The sequence below is a fragment of the Arcobacter pernae genome (assembly GCF_049472135.1).
GTDB lineage: Bacteria > Campylobacterota > Campylobacteria > Campylobacterales > Arcobacteraceae > Arcobacter_B.
The window spans coordinates 201,929-220,675 of sequence record NZ_JBMOVV010000001.1 but is presented as its reverse complement, the minus strand read 5'-3'; the positions used below and the strand labels follow the sequence as shown (position 1 = coordinate 220,675).

Here is an 18,747-nt window from a genome sequence, read left to right as displayed (position 1 = left end):
CTTCTATTTTGAATAAGAAAAAAGTTGGTATCATAGGTGTTGGAAATGTTGGTTCAACTCTAGCTTTTACCCTAGCTTCAAAAAATATCTGTTCGCAAATTTTATTAAAAGACATTAGACAAAATATTGTTCAAGCGATGGCATTAGACATTTCTCAAAGTGCAAATGCAGCAAAATCAAATACTATAATCAAAGCATGTATTAAAGATGAAGAGTTTAAAGATTGTGATGTTGTAGTTATTACAGCAGGAATTGCTCGACGACCTGGTATGAGTAGAGATGACCTACTTCTTACAAATGCTAGAATTATGACACAAGTAATTCAAAGTACAATTTCGTTTAATCCAAATGCAATAATTATCATTGTTTCAAATCCTTTAGATGCTATGGTTTACACAGCCTTAAAAGTTTCAAATTATCCAAGAAATAAAATAATTGGAATGGCTGGGATTTTAGATAGTGCTAGAATGTCTCACTTTATTTTAGAGAAACTAGGTTATGGAGCTGGTCAAATCGAAGCTTCTGTAATGGGTGGACATGGTGATGATATGGTCCCTCTTCCAAATTTCTCAACTGTAGCAGGTGTTCCATTATCAGAACTTTTAGAAAAAGAAGATATTGATGAGATTGTTGAAAAAACAAAAAATGGTGGTGCACAAATTGTTAAGTTATTAGAGACTGGTTCTGCTTATTATGCACCTGCTTATGCTACTTCTTTAATGGTAGAAGCAATACTTGAAGACAAAAAAGAGATTTATCCTTGTGCTATAAAATTAGAAGGTGAATATGGATATGAAAATATTGTCTCTGGTGTTCCTATTATGCTTGGAAAAGATGGAATGGAAAAAGTTATTGAATTAAATTTAAATGATTCTCAAAAAGATGAATTTGAAAAATCAATATCATCTGTTCAAGAACTAGTTGATACACTAGAAGATAAATTTTTTAAATAATAAGAAAAAGGTATATAATATGAAAGAAACATTTGAAGTTTATAATGTAAAATGTGGAGGATGTGCTAATACTTTAATCAATTCATTAAAAGAGGAATTTGGTGAAGTAAAAGTTGATTTAGAAGTAAATCCAAGAAAAATCACATTAGATATCCAAGAAGATAAAAAGGAAGCTTTAAAACTAAAATTAAGAAGTCTTGGTTATCCTTTAACAAGTGATGAATTATCAGGTTTTGATAAGGCAGCTACAACTGCGAAAAGTTTTGTTTCTTGCGCAGTTGGTAAATTTAATGTAGCAACAGGAAATAAATAGTTTACTTTATAAAAGGAGCATATTATGAAAATAGATAGACATGGTCTTAGCATTGGAATTGAAAGGATAAACAATAATCTTTTTATTTCATTTAAAGCTATTGGAACATTAACACACTCTGATTATGAAATAATAACTCCTATGTTAGAAAAAGCTTTAAATAGTATAGAAGAGCCTAAAATAAAAGCTTTTGTAGACTGTACAGAATTTAAAGGCTGGGAATTAGAGGCTGCATGGGATGATTTTAAATTAGGAATCAATCATGGAGACTTATTTGAAAAAATTGCAATTTTAGGTAATGATAATATTTTACTAGAGTATGGTTCAAAAATCACTTCGTGGTTTATACATGGTGAAGTTAAATATTATGAAGATTTAGATAATGCTATAGAATGGCTAAATAAATAGTAAGTAATAAATATAAAATTAAAGAGGGTATATACCTACCCTCTTTTTTAATTAAAATGAATCCCAATCATCATTGCTAGTAAAAGTTTTTCTAACCTCTTTTATTTTTTGTTCTGGAAGTCTTCTTTCTTCCCCTGAAAATGATAAATCAGTTGTATTTTCTCTTAATTTAATATCATTTTTTCCATTAAACTCTTTTGCATCAGCATGTTCAATAATCATATTTGAAATCTCTAATGTTTTATTTGCAATAGCATCTGCTTCACTTGCACTTTGTGCATTTTGTTGAGTAATTCTATCTAAGTTATTTACAGCATCATTTATTTGAACAATACCTGTTGATTGTTCTTTACTTGCTGTTGTTACATTATCAATTAATTCAATTGTTTTATTAATATTGTTATTTAATTCTTCATAACCATTAATCATCTCTAATGCAGCTTTTTTACCTACTTGTGTTTTTTGTTGAGCATTTTCAACAATATCTTTAATCTCTTTTGCAGCATCTGCAGATCTTGATGCAAGATTTCTCACTTCTTGAGCAACAACTGCAAAACCTTTACCAGCTTCACCTGCTGTTGCAGCTTCTACAGCAGCATTTAAAGATAAGATGTTAGTTTGGAATGCAATTTGGTCAATTACTATAATTGCTTCATTAATTGCTGTTGTTTGCTCATTTATTTCTTCCATAGCTTTTGTAGTATTATTAGCTAGTTCTTGACCTTTTTGAACAGAAACTTTTACTTGATTACCATAAGTTGCCATTTGCTGTGTAGTATCCGTATTATTTGTAATATTTGAAGTAATCTCTTCTAGTGATGCAGCTGTTTCTTCAAGTCTTGCTGCTTGGTCATTTGCTGCTGCTGATATTTTATCCATGTTTAAAGATAAAGTATTTGCATTTTGACTTAAAATCATTCCACTTCTTTTATTTTCAATTAAAGTTTCAGTAATAACTTTACCTAAAATATTTACATCATTTTCTAAATCTCTAATTATTCCTTCTAAATCATTATCTTTTAACTTAGGTCTGAAATCTAATTTAGAATAAGAGTTTAATACTTTCATTACATTACCAATATTATCATTTAAAGTATGAAGCATTTCATTAATAATCCCTTTTAACTCTTGCAGAGATGGATTATTAGAGTTTGCCGTAATCTTAGTATCTAAATGCCCTTTATTAATCTGATTTGCAACATCAATAGTATTTGCAATTAATTCTCTATCAGCTTGGATATTTGCTTTAGTTTTATTAATATTCTCATTGATTAGTTTAGACATCATACCTAATTCATCTTCTGATTCTACGATTTCTAAATGAATATCATCTTGTTCATAGTTAATAAATGCAAAAAATTCAGTTAAACCTTTTTTTACAGAATCAACATCTAAAAGAATAGTAAATGCAATAGTTCTTGCAAGAATTAGAGTAATAATAATCCCTAATAAACTTAAAATTCCAAAAATAAACATATCTTTTTCTGCTGTATTTGATTCGTTCTCAATTGTATCAATTAACTTTTGAGCTAAATAGTTTTCTACATCTTTTAACTTATTAATTTTTAATGTGATTTGCTCAAACCAATAAGAAGCATCTACATTAAAGTTTGAGTCTTTACCACTATATAATGCAATTTTTCTCATTTTAAGTACTTCATCAACAGCAGAACCTTGAACAATCTTTTTATAGAACTCTTTAGAATCACTATCAGTGATTTTCAAAAAAGAGTCCATATAAGAGTTTTGAGCAGCAATTAATGTGTAGAATTTAGCTTTCATCCCTGGTCCAAAATTATCTCTAGCAAAAGTGTTAGTTCCTACTGCTCTTTCAATCCCTGCTCTTTCTTTTGATAAAAGAAAATTCATATAAGAAACGATTTTTTGTGATACTTCCGAACTATTAGATAGTTTTGAAATAGAACCAATAAGATTTAACATAAGAGTATTTGTTTGAGTATAAAAACCAATAGCTTCACTTGTTGGGATAGCTAATGATGAAACTCTACTTCTAATATTAGATAGGTTATTTATGTTATTTATCCCTGCTTGTAAATTTGAAGAGAACTCTTTACCATAATCATTTTCATTAAAAGTAGCTAAAAATGTTTCTAACTCCTTTACTCTTTTATTTGTAAGTTCTCTTTGAGCAGGAAGTTTATCATGGAATTTTTTCCCCTTACTTCCAAGAAAACCTGCTGTCATTCCCCTTTCTTTTTGAGTTTCATGAACTAATGCACCAATTTTAGTAGATAAAATAACTACTTTATCTAAACTTTTTAACGAACTGTTATACTTATATGAATCATAAGTAAGTTTCCCCGCTAATAAAATAACAACAATTAAAGGAATTGACATTATTAAAATTAGCTTCTGCTTGATTGATAATTTTGAAAGCATTATCTTACTCCTACTATTTTAATTACTTTAGTATAATTAAAATTTCATTTAATAATCATAATTTAATCAACAAAAATACCATAAAAACTAAATTTCTATTTTTTATAACATAAGAAATAACAATTTGGATTTGACAAATAGTATTTTTTATTATACTATACCCCCCTATACTATATAAAAGGTTTAAAATGACAAGAGAAAAAAAGATTTTACTTATTATTATTGTAAATATTATTATCATTGTATCTGAGATTGTTTTTGGTATTTTATCAAATTCATTTGCCCTTATAGCAGATGCATTACATAACGCAGGAGATGTATTAGCTGTTGTTGTAACTTATATTGCTTTAGTTTTAGGAAGTAAAACAACTACCTTTAAACAAACATTTGGATATATAAGAGCTGAAATGATGGCTGCATTTGTTAATACACTATTTTTATATATAACTATGCTTTATATGATTTATGAGTCTATAAATAGATTTTTTAATCCAGAAGTAATTAATCCAATATATATGATTATTGTAGGGTTTGTTGCAGTTATTGCAAATGGAATTAGTGCATATATCTTAAATAATATTGGTGTTAACTCATGTTCTCATGGTCATGATCATGGACACTCACATACTCATAATCACTCTCATGATGAAGATGCAAATATCAAATCTGCATATTTACATATGTTAAGTGATGCCCTAATTTCAGTTGCTGTTGTAATTGCAGGTATCTTTATTTACTTTTTTGAGATTTATTATATAGACTCTATATTAACACTATTATTTAGTTTATATATATTATATCACTCATACCCTCTTCTTAAAAAAAGTTTTTTATCATTAATGGATATGAATATTGTAGATATACCTCAAAATGAACTAGATTTAATTATCAAAAAAAATGCAAATGTAATTGAATATCATGATTTACATATACATAAACCAAGTTCAAAGCATAATTTTATATCATTTCATTTAGTTTTAAAAAATAAAGAATTGACTTTAGAGAAAATAGAAGATCTAACATCTTCTGTAGAACATGAACTAAAACATATAGGATTTAATCATGTTCTAATACAAGTAGACTCTTCTAAAAATGTTAAAAATCAAACAAATTGCATTTTATAAAAGGATTAGAAATGTACCAATGTGATGTGGAAAATAAAAAACTTATAAATAGAATCAACAGAATTCAAGGACAAGTAAACTCTGTAAAGAAAAAACTTGAAAATGATATGGATTGTAAAGATGAACATTTAGACCCTTATGAAGTTATAAGACAACTAACTGCAATCAAAGGTGCTGTTAATGGAATGATAAACTCTTATGTAGAGCACTTTGCAAAAGGTCATTTAGTAAAAGAGATACAAGAAGCAAAAAATGAAGCCGAAGCAATGGCAAAAATGGACGAACTTGTAAATATTATGAAAAGCTATAGTAAATAGTCTAGTAAGAAGAGTTAAAAACTCTTCTTGCTTTCATATCTATTTTATATCAAACCTATCAGCATTCATTACTTTATTCCATGCTAATATGAAATCTTTTACAAACTTTTCTTTATTATCTTCTTGGGCATAAACTTCAGCTAAAGCTCGAAGTTGAGAATTAGAACCAAATACAAGATCAACTCTACTTGCAGTCCATTTTATTTCTGTAGATTTACTTGTTGTACATTCAAACTCTTCTTCATCTTCTGCAATATCATTCCATTTATTATCTAAATTTAAAAGATTTACAAAGAAATCATTTGTTAATGCCCCAACTCTATGAGTAAATACTCCTTTTTTACTATTATTATAATTTGCACCTAATACTCTCATTCCTCCAATTAGTACCGTCATTTCAGGTGCTGTTAAACCTAAAAGTTGGGCTTTATCTATTAGAAGTTCTTCAGAGGATACTGCATACTTTTTCTTTTGATAGTTTCTAAAACCATCAGCAATAGGTTCTAAATAGCTAAAAGAGTCCACATCTGTTTGTTCTTGTGTTGCATCTGTTCTTCCTTGAACAAAAGGAACTTCAATAATATATCCTGCATCTTCTGCAGCTTTTTCTATAGCTACATTTCCAGCTAAAACAATTAAATCGGCTAAAGAAATATATTTAACAGAAGAGATATTAAAACCTCTTTGAATCTCTTCAAGTGTTGAGATTACAACTTGTGTTCCTTTATTAACTTCCCAGTCTTTTTGAGGAGCTAATCTTATTCTTGCTCCATTTGCTCCACCTCTTTTATCAGAATCCCTATATGTTGAAGCAGAAGCCCATGCTGTATTTACAAGTTGAGATATAGATAATTGTGAATCTAAAATTCTTTGTTTTAAAACCTTAATATCATCACTACCAATACTACTATTAACATCAGGAACTACATCTTGCCATATTAAATCTTCTTGGGGAACTTCAGGTCCTAAATATCTGCTTTTTGGACCTAAATCTCTATGAGTTAATTTAAACCATGCTCTACCAAAAGCATCTGCAAACTCTTCTGGATTTTCATGAAATCTTTTTGAAATCTCTCCATAAATTGGATCCATTTTCATAGCCATATCAGCAGTTGTCATAATAGTTTTAACTTTTTTTGAAGAGTCATGTGCTGCTGGAGCTAAATGTTCTTCTTTTGGATTTACTGGTGTCCACTGCCAAGCACCTGCTGGAGATTTTTCCAAATTCCATTCATAGGCAAATAATATATCAAAATATCCATTATCCCATTGTATAGGATTTGCTGTCCAAGAGCCTTCAATACCACTTGTAATAGTATCATCTCCTTTACCACTTAAAAACTTGCTAAGCCATCCTAATCCTTGAGCTAAAATTCCTTCTGCTTCTGGTTCAGGTCCAACATTTGAAGTATCACCTGCTCCATGACATTTCCCAAAAGTATGACCACCTGCTACTAAAGCTACAGTCTCTTCATCATTCATTGCCATTCTTGCAAATGTTTCTCTAATATCTTTAGCAGATTCAAGTATATTTGGTTCCCCATTAGGACCTTCAGGATTTACATAAATAAGTCCCATTTGTACTGCGGCAAGTGGATTTTCTAAATCTTCACTATTATGTTTATCTTCATCATATCTTTCATCACCTAACCACTCTTTTTCATTACCCCAGTAAATATCCTCTTCTGGTTCCCAAACATCAACTCTTCCACCTGCAAAACCAAATGTCTTAAATCCCATTGACTCAAGAGCTACATTACCTGCAAGTATCATTAAATCTGCCCAAGAAATTTTATTTCCATATTTTTGTTTAATAGGCCATAAAAGTCTTCTTGCTTTATCTAAATTAGCATTATCAGGCCAAGAATTTAATGGGGCTAATCTTTGATTTCCTGTAGCAGACCCCCCTCTACCATCACCAACTCTATAAGTTCCTGCACTATGCCAAGCCATTCTTATAAATAGTGGACCATAATGACCATAATCAGCAGGCCACCAATCTTGTGAATCAGTCATAAGATTAGTTAAATCTTTTTTTAATGCATTAAAATCTAATTTACTAAACTCTTTAGCATAGTTAAATTCATCTCCCAATGGATTAACTTTATTGTTATGTAAAGATAAAATTTTTAAGTTTAACTGATTTGGCCACCAGTCTTTATTGTAAGTACCCTTATTAGAAACAGCTGGATTTACAACTGCATCATCACTTCCTAACCCTGTAATTGGACATCTAGCCATGATTTATCCTTTCTTTTTTTTAGTAATAGTCAAATTTTGACAAACATAATAGTTTAAAACATCATCTACTTAAATTCTACTACTTTAAGCTTAATTTTATTTTAATAAGTATTATTTAAAGAAAAAAATTTTCCAATATCTTTTGAAATTTTTATACTTCTTAAATAATAAAAAAAGAATAGTTTGGAACAAGGATAGTTTGGACAGTCTGTTTTTAGTTTTACTTGTACTAATATCAAGTACTAGTACAAGCTTTTAATGTTTTTATTTTAATTTATCAACTAAGGTTTTTAAAATAGCAGCTTTTTCTTCTACTGAAATTCCTTTTTGTAAAGCATCAAGTTTTACATCACCTTCAAAACTCTTATTTATTGAGCCATCAGTTTTTACCTGATACACAAAATATTTATTTTGAATTATATTATTTAAACCCAGCACTCTTACAACTGCACCACTTGAATCATTTATAAGTTTATTTTTAGTGTTAGAATATAACTCTTCAAGCTTTCCATCAACAGCAAGTTTTTTTATTAACCAAGGAGTACTAGATATATTTGCAACTAATAAAATATCTTTATTTGTATATTTATCAAGTTCATTAAATACAATTAGTGCATCATGATTTAATACAATAATTGTCTTTTCTTCAGCTTTTGGAAACAATACTTCTTTTCTAAAATAATTACCCTCTCCTATTAATTCAAAATGCGTAGGTAAATATGCAAGATTATTTAGAACTTGTCTTTTCTGTTCTTTTGAAACAACTCTATCTTCAGGTGCAGTCAAATAAACTAGACCTCCAAATCCAACAATTCCTAAAAATACAATTTTTAAAACATTTTTTATCATTAACCTTCCTATTTTTTCTTATTTTTTCTTATTTTTTCTTATTTTTTAATCTTTTTGCCCATCTTGAAAAAAGTCTAAATGTTTCTATATCTTCACTCAACTCTTTTTTATTTATTATATGTTCAACTAACTCTTTAGCTAAATATGGAGACAATACAAATCCTCTTCCACCAACGCCATTTAAAACATATAAATTATCAATCATTTCTAAATTTTGTTTTTTAATAAAACTACCATTTAAAATATGAGGATATTTTTCAATACTTTTTTTAGAATCAACTAATTTTCCAACCATTGGAAAATAATCTACACTAGAAGCTCTTGCCCCAATCTTAACATCTAAAAGTTCAACATCATCAAGCTTTTTTATGTCATTTGCTAATGCTAAAAGCTTTGTAGTATCACTATTCATAATATTCAAACTTTTATCATCTGGTTTTATATAATTAAAATCTGCTTTCTTTAAATCATATAAGGTTTCACTCATATCTTCTTCAAATCTATTATGTGTAGCACCTATACTTATTTGATTTTTTGCACTTGTATTATGTTTTTTTGACTTAGATAAGGAGCACTCTTTATGGTAGTTTATCTCTATTTTACTTGAAGATAAAATATTTATTCTTTGTCCCCATACTGCTCTTATATTAAAATACTCTTCATTGATTAAAGATATATCTGCACCTGTAGTTAAAATCAGGTTTTTTGTTTTAATTTCATCATTAATTATCCAGATATTATCAAGCTTAGTTACTTTAGATACATCATAAGATAAAAGTTTTTGGATATCTTTTGTTAATGCCTTACAAATTTCATAAGAGTCAACTTGTGAACCAATAGGAAAGAAGTAACCCTCTTCAAACTCTTCATACTCAAAATCCATTGAAGATTTATAACTATTAAACTTTAATCTATCTTCATCATTTTTAGGAATTCTACATGTACCACAATTAGTAATAAATAAAGGAAAATTATCCTTATAAAATTCAACTGAATAGTTTAAAGCATTTGAAATAAGTGTTTTAAACTTATTATCTTTACCTAATAAGGGAGATAAAAAAGCACCAGCAGCACCACTTGCCCCATAAGCAACATCAGAGTTTCTATCAACTAATAATAAATTTTTTGAATGTTTTGATAATTCATAAGAAACAAAAGAACCAGCTACTCCTGCACCTAAAACTACATAATCATATATTTTTTCAGACATTTTTATCTAACTCTTCTATTAATTGATAATTTGGTCTCCAATATCCTCTACCACCTCTTAAACTGATACATTTATAATCTGGGAATTTAGATTTATAAAATTTTAATCTCTCTTTTGTAGATTTTCCAGTATCACAGTAGAAAACAAAAACTGTTCCTTTAGGATACTCTTTCATCTCAAAGGGATTATATGTAATTGTTTCTATATTATCCAAAGGTTTTAAAACTGTATCAATTAATACAACTTTAACTCCTTGTTTTTCTAAATCTTTTGTATTTTTATATAACTCTTGTTGAGTCCATTCTTCTTTTTCAAACATTTTATAATCCATAAAATTTCTTAATACTATAGCTATATAGACTCAACATAATAACATATTAAAGGTTAATAGTGCTAATAACTATTTCAAACTTGATTGACTTAGACTCAACTTTATGGTATAATTTTAGTCTTAAAAATATCTTAACAACTATTATAGGAATGAACATGGCAAAAAGTTTATATGAAACACTTGAAGTTAGCGAAAGTGCTAGTGTAAGTGATATTAAAAAAGCATATAGAAAATTAGCAAGAAAATACCATCCTGATGTAAACAAAGATCCAGAAGCAGAAGAAAAATTCAAAGAAATAAATGCTGCTTATGAGGTTTTAAGCGACCCTGAAAAAAAACAACAATATGACCAATATGGTGATTCAATGTTTGGTGGGCAAAACTTCCACGACTTTGCAAGAGGTCAAGGTGGTAATGTAGATTTAGATGAAATCTTAAGACAAATGTTTGGTGGAGGAGGTGGTTTTGGTGCCTCTGGATTTGGACAAAGTGGTTTCTCTCAAGGAGGATTTGGTGGATTTGGAGGTTTTAATGAACCTGACTTAGATACAAATGCACAAGTTACTATTCCTTTTACAACTGCTATTTTAGGTGGGAAACAACATATTTCAATTAACAATGACTCATTTGATATTAAAATTCCCGAAGGAATTAAAGATGGTCAAAAGATTAGAGCTAAAGGAAAAGGGAAATCATATCATGGACAAAGAGGTGATTTAATCCTTAAGATTAATATTGCACCATCTGATGATTATGAAAGAGATGAATCAACATTAATTAAAACATTTGATGTACCATTAAAAACAGCTTTATTTGGTGGTAAAATTGAAATTGAAACAATTCACAAAACAATAACACTAAAAGTTCCTCAAAACACTAAACAAAATCAAAAGTTCAGAGTAAAAGAACTAGGAGTTTTAGACAGACAAACAAATACAAAAGGTGACTTACATCTAAAAGCAAATATAGTTTTACCAAAAGTTGAAGATTTAGATGAAAGTTTAGTAGAATTATTAAAAGAAAAACTTCCTGAATAATAAGGATTTAATATGGAAACAAATAGCTATATTGAACCAGTATATTTAATCTCAGCAGTTGCTGAGATTTTAAATATACACCCTCAAACGTTAAGGCAATATGAAAGAGAAGGTCTTATTAAACCATCTAGAACAAATGGTAAAATAAGACTATATTCTCAAAAAGACATAGATCATATAAAATATGTATTAACTCTTACTAGAGAACTTGGTGTAAATCTTGCAGGCGTTGATATAATACTTCAATTAAACAAGAAAATAAGTAAGCTTGAAAGTGAAGTTCAAGAGTATAAAACAAAAATGAAAAATATAAATAATCTTGCAGTAGTTCCTGATACTAAAGCTTTAGTAGTTCAAAAAACATCTTTTGATATAGTTATTGTAGAAAAAGAGGATTAAATCCTCTTTTATTAAAATTGATATTTAACTACGTAATCTCTCATAAGTGGTGGAATATCTAAATAGTTCTCATCATCAGATGATAAATTTTTATTAGCATCGCCCTCATCAGAGTCATCACTTTCAGGTTCATTGTCTTCTTTTGATTCAAAACCAGTAGCAACAATAGTAATTTTAACTTCATCTTTCTCTAAAGTTCTATCTGAAGTTGTACCGAAAATGATTTCAGCATTGTGATCCATTCTATCATTAATAGTTCCCATAACATTATTAATAGCAAATAATGATACTTGTGGGTGAATATTAAAGTGAATTAAAATACCTTTTGCACCATTTAATGACATTTTATCTAATAATGGAGACTCAATAGCATCTTCTAAAGCTCTTTGTGCAGCGTCTTCACCTTTTGCTTTACCAATACCCATTAAAGCCATACCTCTATGCTGCATAATTGTTTTAACATCAGCAAAGTCAGTATTAATATCAGAGTTACCTGGATTTAAAATAACTTCTGACATACCATTTACAGCTTGATAAAGAATATTATCAATAATTTTAAAGGCATCTTTCATACCTACATTCTCATCAATAATTTCTAATAATCTATCATTTGGTACAACAATTATAGAATCACTAACTTTTTTAAGCTCTTCCAAACCAAGACTAGCTAGACCTGCTCTTTTTTTACCTTCCCATGTAAATGGTTTAGTAACAACAGAAACAGTTAATGCTCCAACTTCTTTTGCAGCTTTAGCAACAATAGCAGCAGCACCAGTTCCAGTACCTCCACCAAGTCCAGCAGCAATAAATACAATATCAGCACCTTTAAGTGCAGATTTAATCTCTTCATAACTCTCAACAGCAGAATCTCTACCAATTTCTGGTTTCATTCCTGCACCAAGACCTTTAGTAAGCTTAACTCCTAATTGAATTTTTTTAGGAGCTTGAGAAATATGCAATACTTGTAAGTCAGTATTAGCAGCTATTAAATCAACTTTTTTACAGCCTTCTTTTATCATATGGTTGATCATATTACAACCACCACCACCAATTCCAATTACTGAAATTTTTGCTACATTGTCTGACAATACTTTGTTTGGCATTTCTTCTTTGATATCATCCACCTTAAATAAATTATCCATTTTAGAACCACTCCGATATTTTACTCCAGAACTTAGAAACACCTTTTTTCTTATCTTTTTCTAAAGGTGTTAATACAGCTGAAGTATCTCTAATTTCTTCATTTGGCTTATTAATCTCTCTATCAAATCCATTTCTTGATGGATCAGTAGAAGTTTGAGAACTCTCTATTATTTTATTTTCAATTCTAGGTTCTCTTTTTATAGGTTTTACAAGTTGTTTACTTGAATCTAATTCATAGTTTCTTGTTGCACCTAATGAATACTCTAGTAATCCAACAATAGTTGACATACTTGGGTCATCAAAATTTAGGTATCCGTTTTTAATATTTTTAGGATTAGAAACAGAAATTGGAATCCCTTCATAAATCTTTTCAGCTAAAGCTTTGATTCCTTCTAAACTTGACATCCCACCTGTAATTACTACACCCGAACCAACATTATCTAAAATTCCACTTTTCTTAAGTTGATTTTTTACAAGAACAAGTACTTCCTCAACTCTTGCATGAATAATAGTTTGAATGTAATCCAATGCAACTTCAGAATGAGTATCTTCATCACCTATTCTAGGAATTTTAACTTTTGTAACTCCTAATTCATTATTAGGTGTATAATCTTTTATTAAAGATCCATATTCAGTTTTAATTCTCTCTGCAGCAGCAGGAGGAGTATGAAGCATAACAGATAAATCATTTGTAATATGATTTGAACCTACAGGAATAAATCCATTATAAATCATAGAATTACCCTTGTAGCATACAAACTCAGTAGTAGTAGAACCTAAGTTAATTACAGTAGTTCCAAATCTTTTTTGCTGATTATCTAAAATAGACATAGCAGAGGCATAACCATCTAAAACAAAAGTAGTAATATCAACTCCAGAAACTTTTAGAGCAGATTTTATATTTGTTAAAGCTGTTCTTTTTGCAGTTACTATGTATACTGATACTTCAAGTCTTGATCCATTCATATTAAGAGGATTGTCAACATCAACTGAATCATCAACTTTGAAGAAAATTGGTATTACATGTACTACTTCATATTCTGGAACTATAGTAGCGTTATATAATGCCATTTGCATTACTTGGTTTATTTCTGTTTCTGTAATAAGTCCATTAGGTACATTTACAGAACCTGAACTTCTTATACTTTTAGTGTAACTTCCTGATACAGAAACAACTGAGTTCTCAATTGTTTCCGTAGTATTTCTTTTTGCTAATGTAACAGCATTTTTTATAGCTTTAGATGCTTCTTCAATGTTAATTATTAAACCTTTATTAACACCTTCGCTAGTTTGAATACCAGTACCTAAAATATTAATATTATATTCTAAATCATGTTTCGCAATAACTGCTGTTATACTAGATGAACCAATATCAATTGCTAAGATAGTATTATTCAATTATTATTCCTTTACTTCTATTGAAGATTGAATTTCATAGCTATTTTCTAATCTGTTAATTAAATTTGTCATTAACTCTTGTGCTTGAAGTTGAGTTAAAGTAGACTCTACTGCACTATTTCTTGTTTCATCATAAGTTCCAAATTTAGAGTTATTTACTCTATATAAAACAACTTTATCATTTAACTTAATATATCCCTCTTTTGTTGTAGAAGAGAAAAGTTGATTTAAGAACTGTGCTGCTTCTTGTGCTTGAAGTAAAGTAATTCTATCAATAGACTCTCTTGTAACACCTTTAATTTCAACACCATTGAAAGTAGAAACTTTTTGTTTTGCAGTCTCTTCTAACTTTTTTTGTTTTTCAACATAAATATAATCTTCTTTTGCCATATTTTTAGCTTCTTCATAAGCTAAAGGCTGTGCTTTTTCAACTTTAACTAATTGAGTAATAACAAACTCGTCATTTTCTAAAAATGGCTTGTTTAATGTTCCAACTTTAGACTCAACAATAAGTTGATTGTTTTCTGATGAATAAGGCATATTTGCAACTGTATAAGTAGCTACATCTTTTAACTGCTCATCACCTTTTTTAATTTTAAGGTATTTTTTAAGAGCTTCTTTTTTAGTAAACTTTTCATCTAATTGTTTAATAACTTCAGATCTAGCTTCTTCTAAAGTTTTAATTTTTCCATCTTCTTTTTTAAAGTCTAATCTAAATTTCTCATAATAGCTTTTAATCTCTTCATCATTTGCATTTGAAGATAATAAAGGCATTTTAGAAGACATTACTTGATATTTAACTTCAGACATATAAGCATTTTTATTCTCTTCCCAATACTTTTTAACATCATCTTCTTTTGCATCAACAGTGATGTTATCTAAACTTAAAATCTCAATTGAAATATCATCTTCTAAGAAAAGAAGTTTACTTAGATTTTTAACTTCATTTTTATTTGCTTCTAAATCAAATAACTTTTGAATTTTAGTTAATAAAATTCCTCTTTTTAAAGAGTCTTCAAACTCTGCAGGAGTTGTTCTGTTTTGAGATAAAACTTTTACATAAGTATCTTTATCAAACTTTCCATCTTTTAAAAATGCTTGATATTTTACTAATTCTTTTGCAATATCTTCATTTGTTACAGTTAACCCTAAGTCATCACCATATGATAAAATTAGATTTTTTTGTAATACTTGTTTATAGGCTACATCTTTTAAATTTAATTTGTCAGCCATTTCTTGATTAAAACTATCACCAAATAGTCTTGCATATTGTTCATATAAATTTGAGTACTCTTCTTGATACTCTTCAACAGATACTTCTCTGTCACCTACTACTGCTACTACTCCACCTTGTTTGCCATAATCATATGAACCCCAACCAACAAAGCCAGCTCCAACAAATGCTATTGTACTTATCCAGATAGTAATTACTAGCCATTTTTTGTGTCTTTGCATCCAACTTATCATAAAACATAATCCTCTTAAAAATTTTAGATATATTACACTAAATTTTCTTTTAAGTTAGTTAAAGTTTATTTATGTATCGCTGAATTTATAATTGAGGTAATATTTCGTTTTTTATTAAATCTTGCTTACTTAATAAGTCGTTAATTACAGACTCCCTTATAGTTATTTCTAGTTTTTTACAAGCACTTTTGAAAGCCTCTTCTTCCCCAACAATAAAACACATTTTCTTAGCTCTTGTAATTGCTGTATAAAGTAGTTTTGTATTATGCATAATATAGTGAGAAAAACTCATTGGAATTAAAGCATTATCATACTCCATACCTTGAGTTTTATGTATAGTTAAACAATAAGCTAAAGATAATAAAGAAGATATATTTTCAAAATCATAGAAAACAACCATATCATCATTTGGGTATAAAACAATACATTTCTCTTCTTCAAAATCAAGTTTGATAATAAGCCCTAATTGACCATTAAAAACCCTTTTTTCCATAAAATCAGTAGAGCCACTTTTATACATTTGCATTGTTTGGGCTCTCATATTTTCATTTTTTACATGGATTACTTTATCTGTAATTTTATATTCGTAAAGTTTTGTCTGAAAAGATTTACCTTTTGTATGATTAAAAAGCTTTTGAAGTTGCATATTTAGATTCTCAACCCCTAATATTCCATTTTTCATAGGTGTAATTACCTGAAATAAAATCAATGCTTTACTTATATCTTTTTGTTTTATCAAATCATAATACTTTTGAATATAAGAAGCTGATATATTTAAAATATTATTTAAAATAAGTGTAGAATTTTCACCTCTTATATTTGAGAATTCATTTGAAGAAACAGAGTTTTTCTGAGCATAATAGTTGGATATGGAAACATCAAGAAATTTAAAATCTTCATATTTTTCATTATATTTAGGAATCTCACCTTTTCTAATATCATTTGCAATGACTGCTATTGCTTGGTTTTCATTTTGTCTATAGATTTTTGTAAGCTTACAAATAGGTGCTAATTTATACTTTATTGCATCTGCTAAAATATTTCCAGCTCCAATTGCAGGTAACTGCCCATCATCCCCAACAATTATGAAAATAGTATCATCGGAAATCTTTGATATTATTTGATAAAAAGTCACAGAGTTTACCATAGATGCTTCATCTAAAAGTATAACTTTATGGGGAAAGAAATCTTTTTCTTTATGCTTCACTAATAATGACTGAATAGTAGAAGAGTTATAACCTGTAGTATCAGAAATTCTTTGACTAGCAATTCCACTTAATGCAATTGTTATAATATCATCATATGAAACGACCTCTTCTAATAGTTCTAAAATAGCCCTACTTGATGTAGATTTACCTGTTCCTGCATAACCTATTAGAAAAAGTGTCTTGTGACCTTCATTTATTAATTCAACAGCTTTTTTTTGTTCATCACTTAATTTAAAACCTAAAGTATTCTCTTTTCTTTCTAAATACTCATCAAAACCAGCTATTATTTTTCGATTTTTTTCATCTTCTCTTCTCTCAAAAAAATCTAAAATATTTTTTTCTGCATTATAAAGCATAGAAAGAGCATACCTATTCTCTTTGGTAACAAATATATCTTCATCTACAAGCATTTTAGATAAAGCTTCTTCATATAAAATATCTTCATTGGAGAAGTTTAAAGACTCATCAAGTAACTTATATAAATGAAATTTGTCTATGGAAGAGTTACCATTATTATCACAATACTCTCTTAAAGTATAGTTTAAACAAGCCATTATTCTAAACTCACTTCGTGGATCAATACCTATTGATTTTGCAATTTCATCAGCTCTTTTAAAACCAATACCTCTAATACTAATAAGCATATATGGATTCTTTTTAATTTTCTCAATTAAATTATCAACTTCTCCAAAAGCAGAATATATTTTAGTAATTAGATTTGAAGTAACACCAAATTTTGCTAAAAAAGAACCTAATTCCCGTAGGTGTTTAAATTTTTGCCATGAAGCTACAATTTTTTCAAGTTTCTTTTCTTTGATACCTTTAAAATTAAGAAGTTCATTTGGATTATTATTTAAAATCTCAACAATTTCATCTTCTGTATATTTTTCCAATAAATCATGTGCAAACTTATTTCCAATCCCTTTTACAATTTTTGTTAAGAAAAAGAAAATTTCAGCCTCTTTAAGTTCTAAAGTATCAAATTCAAATTGCACTCCATATTTTTTATGAGTTGTCCAATTTCCAATTAGAATGATTTCTTCACCAACCATCTTTTCTATATCTGTGTCAAAATATGTACCACAGATTTTTTGATTGTTTTCAAGTACAGCGATAATATACTTTGTCTCTTCATTTTTGTATAAAACCTTTTTTAAAGTTCCTGATAGTTTAAAGGTTTTATACTCTTCTTGATTATCTGCCATTAATACCCGTCATTAAATTTTTTATGTTTATGTTTATCTTTAGTATAAGTTTTTTTCTTTTTCTCTTTTTGAATTAGATTAGCTTGTTTTAAAAGTGTAGATCTTTCATCTTCAAAATCTTCTGTGTGAGTATCAATATATTGTAAAGTAGTATTTAAAAACTCTGTTAAAGAAGTAAGATATGCAGAGTGTAATGGCACAGCATCAACTCTTTTTAGGTCTTCATAATTTTTTTTAGTTCTTTGTTTAAAAAGTTCTACATCAAAATTATCTAGTTTTAGTAAAGAGACAGTTCTTGTAAAGAACTTCTCTAATACTCTAATATATCTTATTCTTTGTTGTTTTTCATGCATTATTTAAGTAACTCTTCTAAGTTTTCAATAGGTCTTGCAATAACTGCTTTTTCACCTTTAATAATAACAGGTCTTTCAATTAGTTTAGGATTTTCAATCATTGCATCAATTAGTTTATCTTCATTAGTTTCATCTTTTAAACCTAACTCTTTATAAACAGTTTCACCTTTTCTCATAAGCTCTTGTGCTGTCATATTAAGCTTATTTAAAATATCTTTTATCTCTTCTTTAGAAGGTGTTTCATCTAAATATTTAACAACTTGTGCATCAATATTTTTTTCTTCTAATAGATTTAATGCATTTCTTGACTTTGAACATCTTGGATTATGCCAAATTGTAATATCTTCCATACTTTTAGTACCTTAAATTATAATTTTTAGAAATTATATCA

General features: G+C 28.4%; 18 protein-coding genes. 7 read left to right on the top strand and 11 right to left on the bottom strand.

Annotated elements, in window-relative coordinates; all coding sequences use genetic code 11:
- Positions 1 to 8: 8 nt before the first annotated feature.
- Genes mdh through ACH5BF_RS01125 form a run of 3 tightly spaced genes read left to right on the top strand, consistent with a single transcriptional unit; the run spans position 9 to position 1,674 of the window.
- Entirely contained in the window at positions 9 to 953 is a 945-nt protein-coding gene (gene mdh / locus ACH5BF_RS01135; RefSeq protein ID WP_423272144.1) for a malate dehydrogenase, read from the top strand.
- Between the two features lie 19 nt (positions 954 to 972).
- On the top strand, positions 973 to 1,266 hold the full coding sequence (locus ACH5BF_RS01130) for a heavy-metal-associated domain-containing protein (protein ID WP_423272142.1): 294 nt from the start codon (positions 973 to 975) through the stop codon (positions 1,264 to 1,266).
- Positions 1,267 to 1,290: 24 nt separating this feature from the next.
- Positions 1,291 to 1,674, top strand: a complete 384-nt coding sequence (locus ACH5BF_RS01125) for a SpoIIAA family protein (protein WP_423272141.1) — start codon at positions 1,291 to 1,293, stop codon at positions 1,672 to 1,674.
- 51 nt (positions 1,675 to 1,725) lie between these two features.
- Here ACH5BF_RS01125 and ACH5BF_RS01120 read toward each other — a convergent pair whose 3' ends face one another.
- Positions 1,726 to 4,074, bottom strand: a complete 2,349-nt coding sequence (locus tag ACH5BF_RS01120) for a methyl-accepting chemotaxis protein (protein ID WP_490372045.1) — start codon at positions 4,072 to 4,074, stop codon at positions 1,726 to 1,728.
- A gap of 188 nt (positions 4,075 to 4,262) precedes the next feature.
- On the opposite strand from ACH5BF_RS01120, the gene ACH5BF_RS01115 reads away from it, so the two are divergent.
- Together ACH5BF_RS01115 and ACH5BF_RS01110 are read left to right on the top strand one after the other, a co-directional pair.
- Positions 4,263 to 5,198: a cation diffusion facilitator family transporter gene (locus ACH5BF_RS01115; RefSeq protein ID WP_423272140.1), complete on the top strand. Its 936-nt coding sequence runs from the start codon at positions 4,263 to 4,265 to the stop codon at positions 5,196 to 5,198.
- An 11-nt stretch (positions 5,199 to 5,209) separates the two neighbouring features.
- A complete protein-coding gene (locus ACH5BF_RS01110; protein WP_423272139.1) occupies positions 5,210 to 5,515 on the top strand; it encodes a metal/formaldehyde-sensitive transcriptional repressor in 306 nt (101 codons plus the stop codon).
- Between the two features lie 39 nt (positions 5,516 to 5,554).
- Here the strand turns inward: ACH5BF_RS01110 and katG are convergent, their stop codons facing one another.
- The 4 genes from katG to ACH5BF_RS01090 form a co-directional block, all read right to left on the bottom strand.
- On the bottom strand, positions 5,555 to 7,759 hold the full coding sequence (gene katG, locus ACH5BF_RS01105) for a catalase/peroxidase HPI (protein ID WP_423272446.1): 2,205 nt from the start codon (positions 7,757 to 7,759) through the stop codon (positions 5,555 to 5,557).
- Between the two features lie 261 nt (positions 7,760 to 8,020).
- Complete coding sequence (locus ACH5BF_RS01100) at positions 8,021 to 8,605, bottom strand: hypothetical protein (RefSeq protein ID WP_423272138.1); 585 nt, start codon at positions 8,603 to 8,605, stop codon at positions 8,021 to 8,023.
- A 28-nt stretch (positions 8,606 to 8,633) separates the two neighbouring features.
- Positions 8,634 to 9,815 (bottom strand): FAD-dependent oxidoreductase, encoded by a 1,182-nt coding sequence (locus ACH5BF_RS01095; protein WP_423272137.1) that lies wholly within the window; start codon positions 9,813 to 9,815, stop codon positions 8,634 to 8,636.
- Positions 9,808 to 10,134: a type 1 periplasmic-binding domain-containing protein gene (locus ACH5BF_RS01090; RefSeq protein ID WP_423272136.1), complete on the bottom strand. Its 327-nt coding sequence runs from the start codon at positions 10,132 to 10,134 to the stop codon at positions 9,808 to 9,810. Before ACH5BF_RS01090 ends, ACH5BF_RS01095 begins: the two co-directional genes overlap by 8 nt.
- Positions 10,135 to 10,301: 167 nt before the next feature.
- On the opposite strand from ACH5BF_RS01090, the gene ACH5BF_RS01085 reads away from it, so the two are divergent.
- Both ACH5BF_RS01085 and ACH5BF_RS01080 read left to right on the top strand, forming a co-directional pair.
- Positions 10,302 to 11,183 (top strand): DnaJ C-terminal domain-containing protein, encoded by an 882-nt coding sequence (locus tag ACH5BF_RS01085; RefSeq protein WP_423272445.1) that lies wholly within the window; start codon positions 10,302 to 10,304, stop codon positions 11,181 to 11,183.
- A gap of 12 nt (positions 11,184 to 11,195) precedes the next feature.
- Positions 11,196 to 11,582 (top strand): heat shock protein transcriptional repressor HspR, encoded by a 387-nt coding sequence (locus ACH5BF_RS01080; protein ID WP_423272135.1) that lies wholly within the window; start codon positions 11,196 to 11,198, stop codon positions 11,580 to 11,582.
- Between the two features lie 11 nt (positions 11,583 to 11,593).
- On the opposite strand, the gene ftsZ is transcribed toward ACH5BF_RS01080, so the two are convergent.
- The 6 genes from ftsZ to arsC all read right to left on the bottom strand — a co-directional run bounded on the left by ftsZ (position 11,594) and on the right by arsC (position 18,706).
- A complete protein-coding gene (gene ftsZ / locus ACH5BF_RS01075) occupies positions 11,594 to 12,724 on the bottom strand; it encodes a cell division protein FtsZ (RefSeq protein WP_423272133.1) in 1,131 nt (376 codons plus the stop codon).
- A 1-nt stretch (position 12,725) separates the two neighbouring features.
- The gene (gene ftsA / locus ACH5BF_RS01070; RefSeq protein WP_423272132.1) at positions 12,726 to 14,123 is read right to left on the bottom strand and encodes a cell division protein FtsA; all 1,398 of its coding nucleotides are present in this window, start codon (positions 14,121 to 14,123) and stop codon (positions 12,726 to 12,728) included.
- Between the two features lie 3 nt (positions 14,124 to 14,126).
- Positions 14,127 to 15,590, bottom strand: coding sequence for a peptidylprolyl isomerase (locus tag ACH5BF_RS01065; protein WP_423272131.1), 1,464 nt, complete (start codon positions 15,588 to 15,590; stop codon positions 14,127 to 14,129).
- A gap of 85 nt (positions 15,591 to 15,675) precedes the next feature.
- A complete protein-coding gene (gene recD2 / locus ACH5BF_RS01060; RefSeq protein ID WP_423272130.1) occupies positions 15,676 to 18,003 on the bottom strand; it encodes an SF1B family DNA helicase RecD2 in 2,328 nt (775 codons plus the stop codon).
- A complete protein-coding gene (locus ACH5BF_RS01055) occupies positions 18,003 to 18,356 on the bottom strand; it encodes a hypothetical protein (RefSeq protein WP_423272129.1) in 354 nt (117 codons plus the stop codon). The genes recD2 and ACH5BF_RS01055 overlap by 1 nt, the downstream gene beginning before the upstream one ends.
- Positions 18,356 to 18,706: an arsenate reductase (glutaredoxin) gene (arsC, locus tag ACH5BF_RS01050; RefSeq protein WP_423272128.1), complete on the bottom strand. Its 351-nt coding sequence runs from the start codon at positions 18,704 to 18,706 to the stop codon at positions 18,356 to 18,358. The genes ACH5BF_RS01055 and arsC overlap by 1 nt, the downstream gene beginning before the upstream one ends.
- Positions 18,707 to 18,747 lie beyond the last annotated feature (41 nt).

What these genes read in the sequence shown, in the direction of transcription:
- ACH5BF_RS01120 (WP_490372045.1), bottom strand. Translation starts at nt 4,074, where the DNA reads ATGCTTTCAAAATTATCAATCAAGCAGAAGCTAATTTTAATAATGTCA.
- ACH5BF_RS01080 (WP_423272135.1), top strand. Translation starts at nt 11,196, where the DNA reads ATGGAAACAAATAGCTATATTGAACCAGTATATTTAATCTCAGCAGTT.
- ACH5BF_RS01090 (WP_423272136.1), bottom strand. Translation starts at nt 10,134, where the DNA reads ATGTTTGAAAAAGAAGAATGGACTCAACAAGAGTTATATAAAAATACA.
- ACH5BF_RS01110 (WP_423272139.1), top strand. Translation starts at nt 5,210, where the DNA reads ATGTACCAATGTGATGTGGAAAATAAAAAACTTATAAATAGAATCAAC.
- recD2 (WP_423272130.1), bottom strand. Translation starts at nt 18,003, where the DNA reads ATGGCAGATAATCAAGAAGAGTATAAAACCTTTAAACTATCAGGAACT.
- ACH5BF_RS01095 (WP_423272137.1), bottom strand. Translation starts at nt 9,815, where the DNA reads ATGTCTGAAAAAATATATGATTATGTAGTTTTAGGTGCAGGAGTAGCT.
- arsC (WP_423272128.1), bottom strand. Translation starts at nt 18,706, where the DNA reads ATGGAAGATATTACAATTTGGCATAATCCAAGATGTTCAAAGTCAAGA.
- ACH5BF_RS01130 (WP_423272142.1), top strand. Translation starts at nt 973, where the DNA reads ATGAAAGAAACATTTGAAGTTTATAATGTAAAATGTGGAGGATGTGCT.
- ACH5BF_RS01055 (WP_423272129.1), bottom strand. Translation starts at nt 18,356, where the DNA reads ATGCATGAAAAACAACAAAGAATAAGATATATTAGAGTATTAGAGAAG.
- ftsZ (WP_423272133.1), bottom strand. Translation starts at nt 12,724, where the DNA reads ATGGATAATTTATTTAAGGTGGATGATATCAAAGAAGAAATGCCAAAC.
- ACH5BF_RS01125 (WP_423272141.1), top strand. Translation starts at nt 1,291, where the DNA reads ATGAAAATAGATAGACATGGTCTTAGCATTGGAATTGAAAGGATAAAC.
- ACH5BF_RS01085 (WP_423272445.1), top strand. Translation starts at nt 10,302, where the DNA reads ATGGCAAAAAGTTTATATGAAACACTTGAAGTTAGCGAAAGTGCTAGT.
- ACH5BF_RS01065 (WP_423272131.1), bottom strand. Translation starts at nt 15,590, where the DNA reads ATGATAAGTTGGATGCAAAGACACAAAAAATGGCTAGTAATTACTATC.
- ACH5BF_RS01100 (WP_423272138.1), bottom strand. Translation starts at nt 8,605, where the DNA reads ATGATAAAAAATGTTTTAAAAATTGTATTTTTAGGAATTGTTGGATTT.
- ACH5BF_RS01115 (WP_423272140.1), top strand. Translation starts at nt 4,263, where the DNA reads ATGACAAGAGAAAAAAAGATTTTACTTATTATTATTGTAAATATTATT.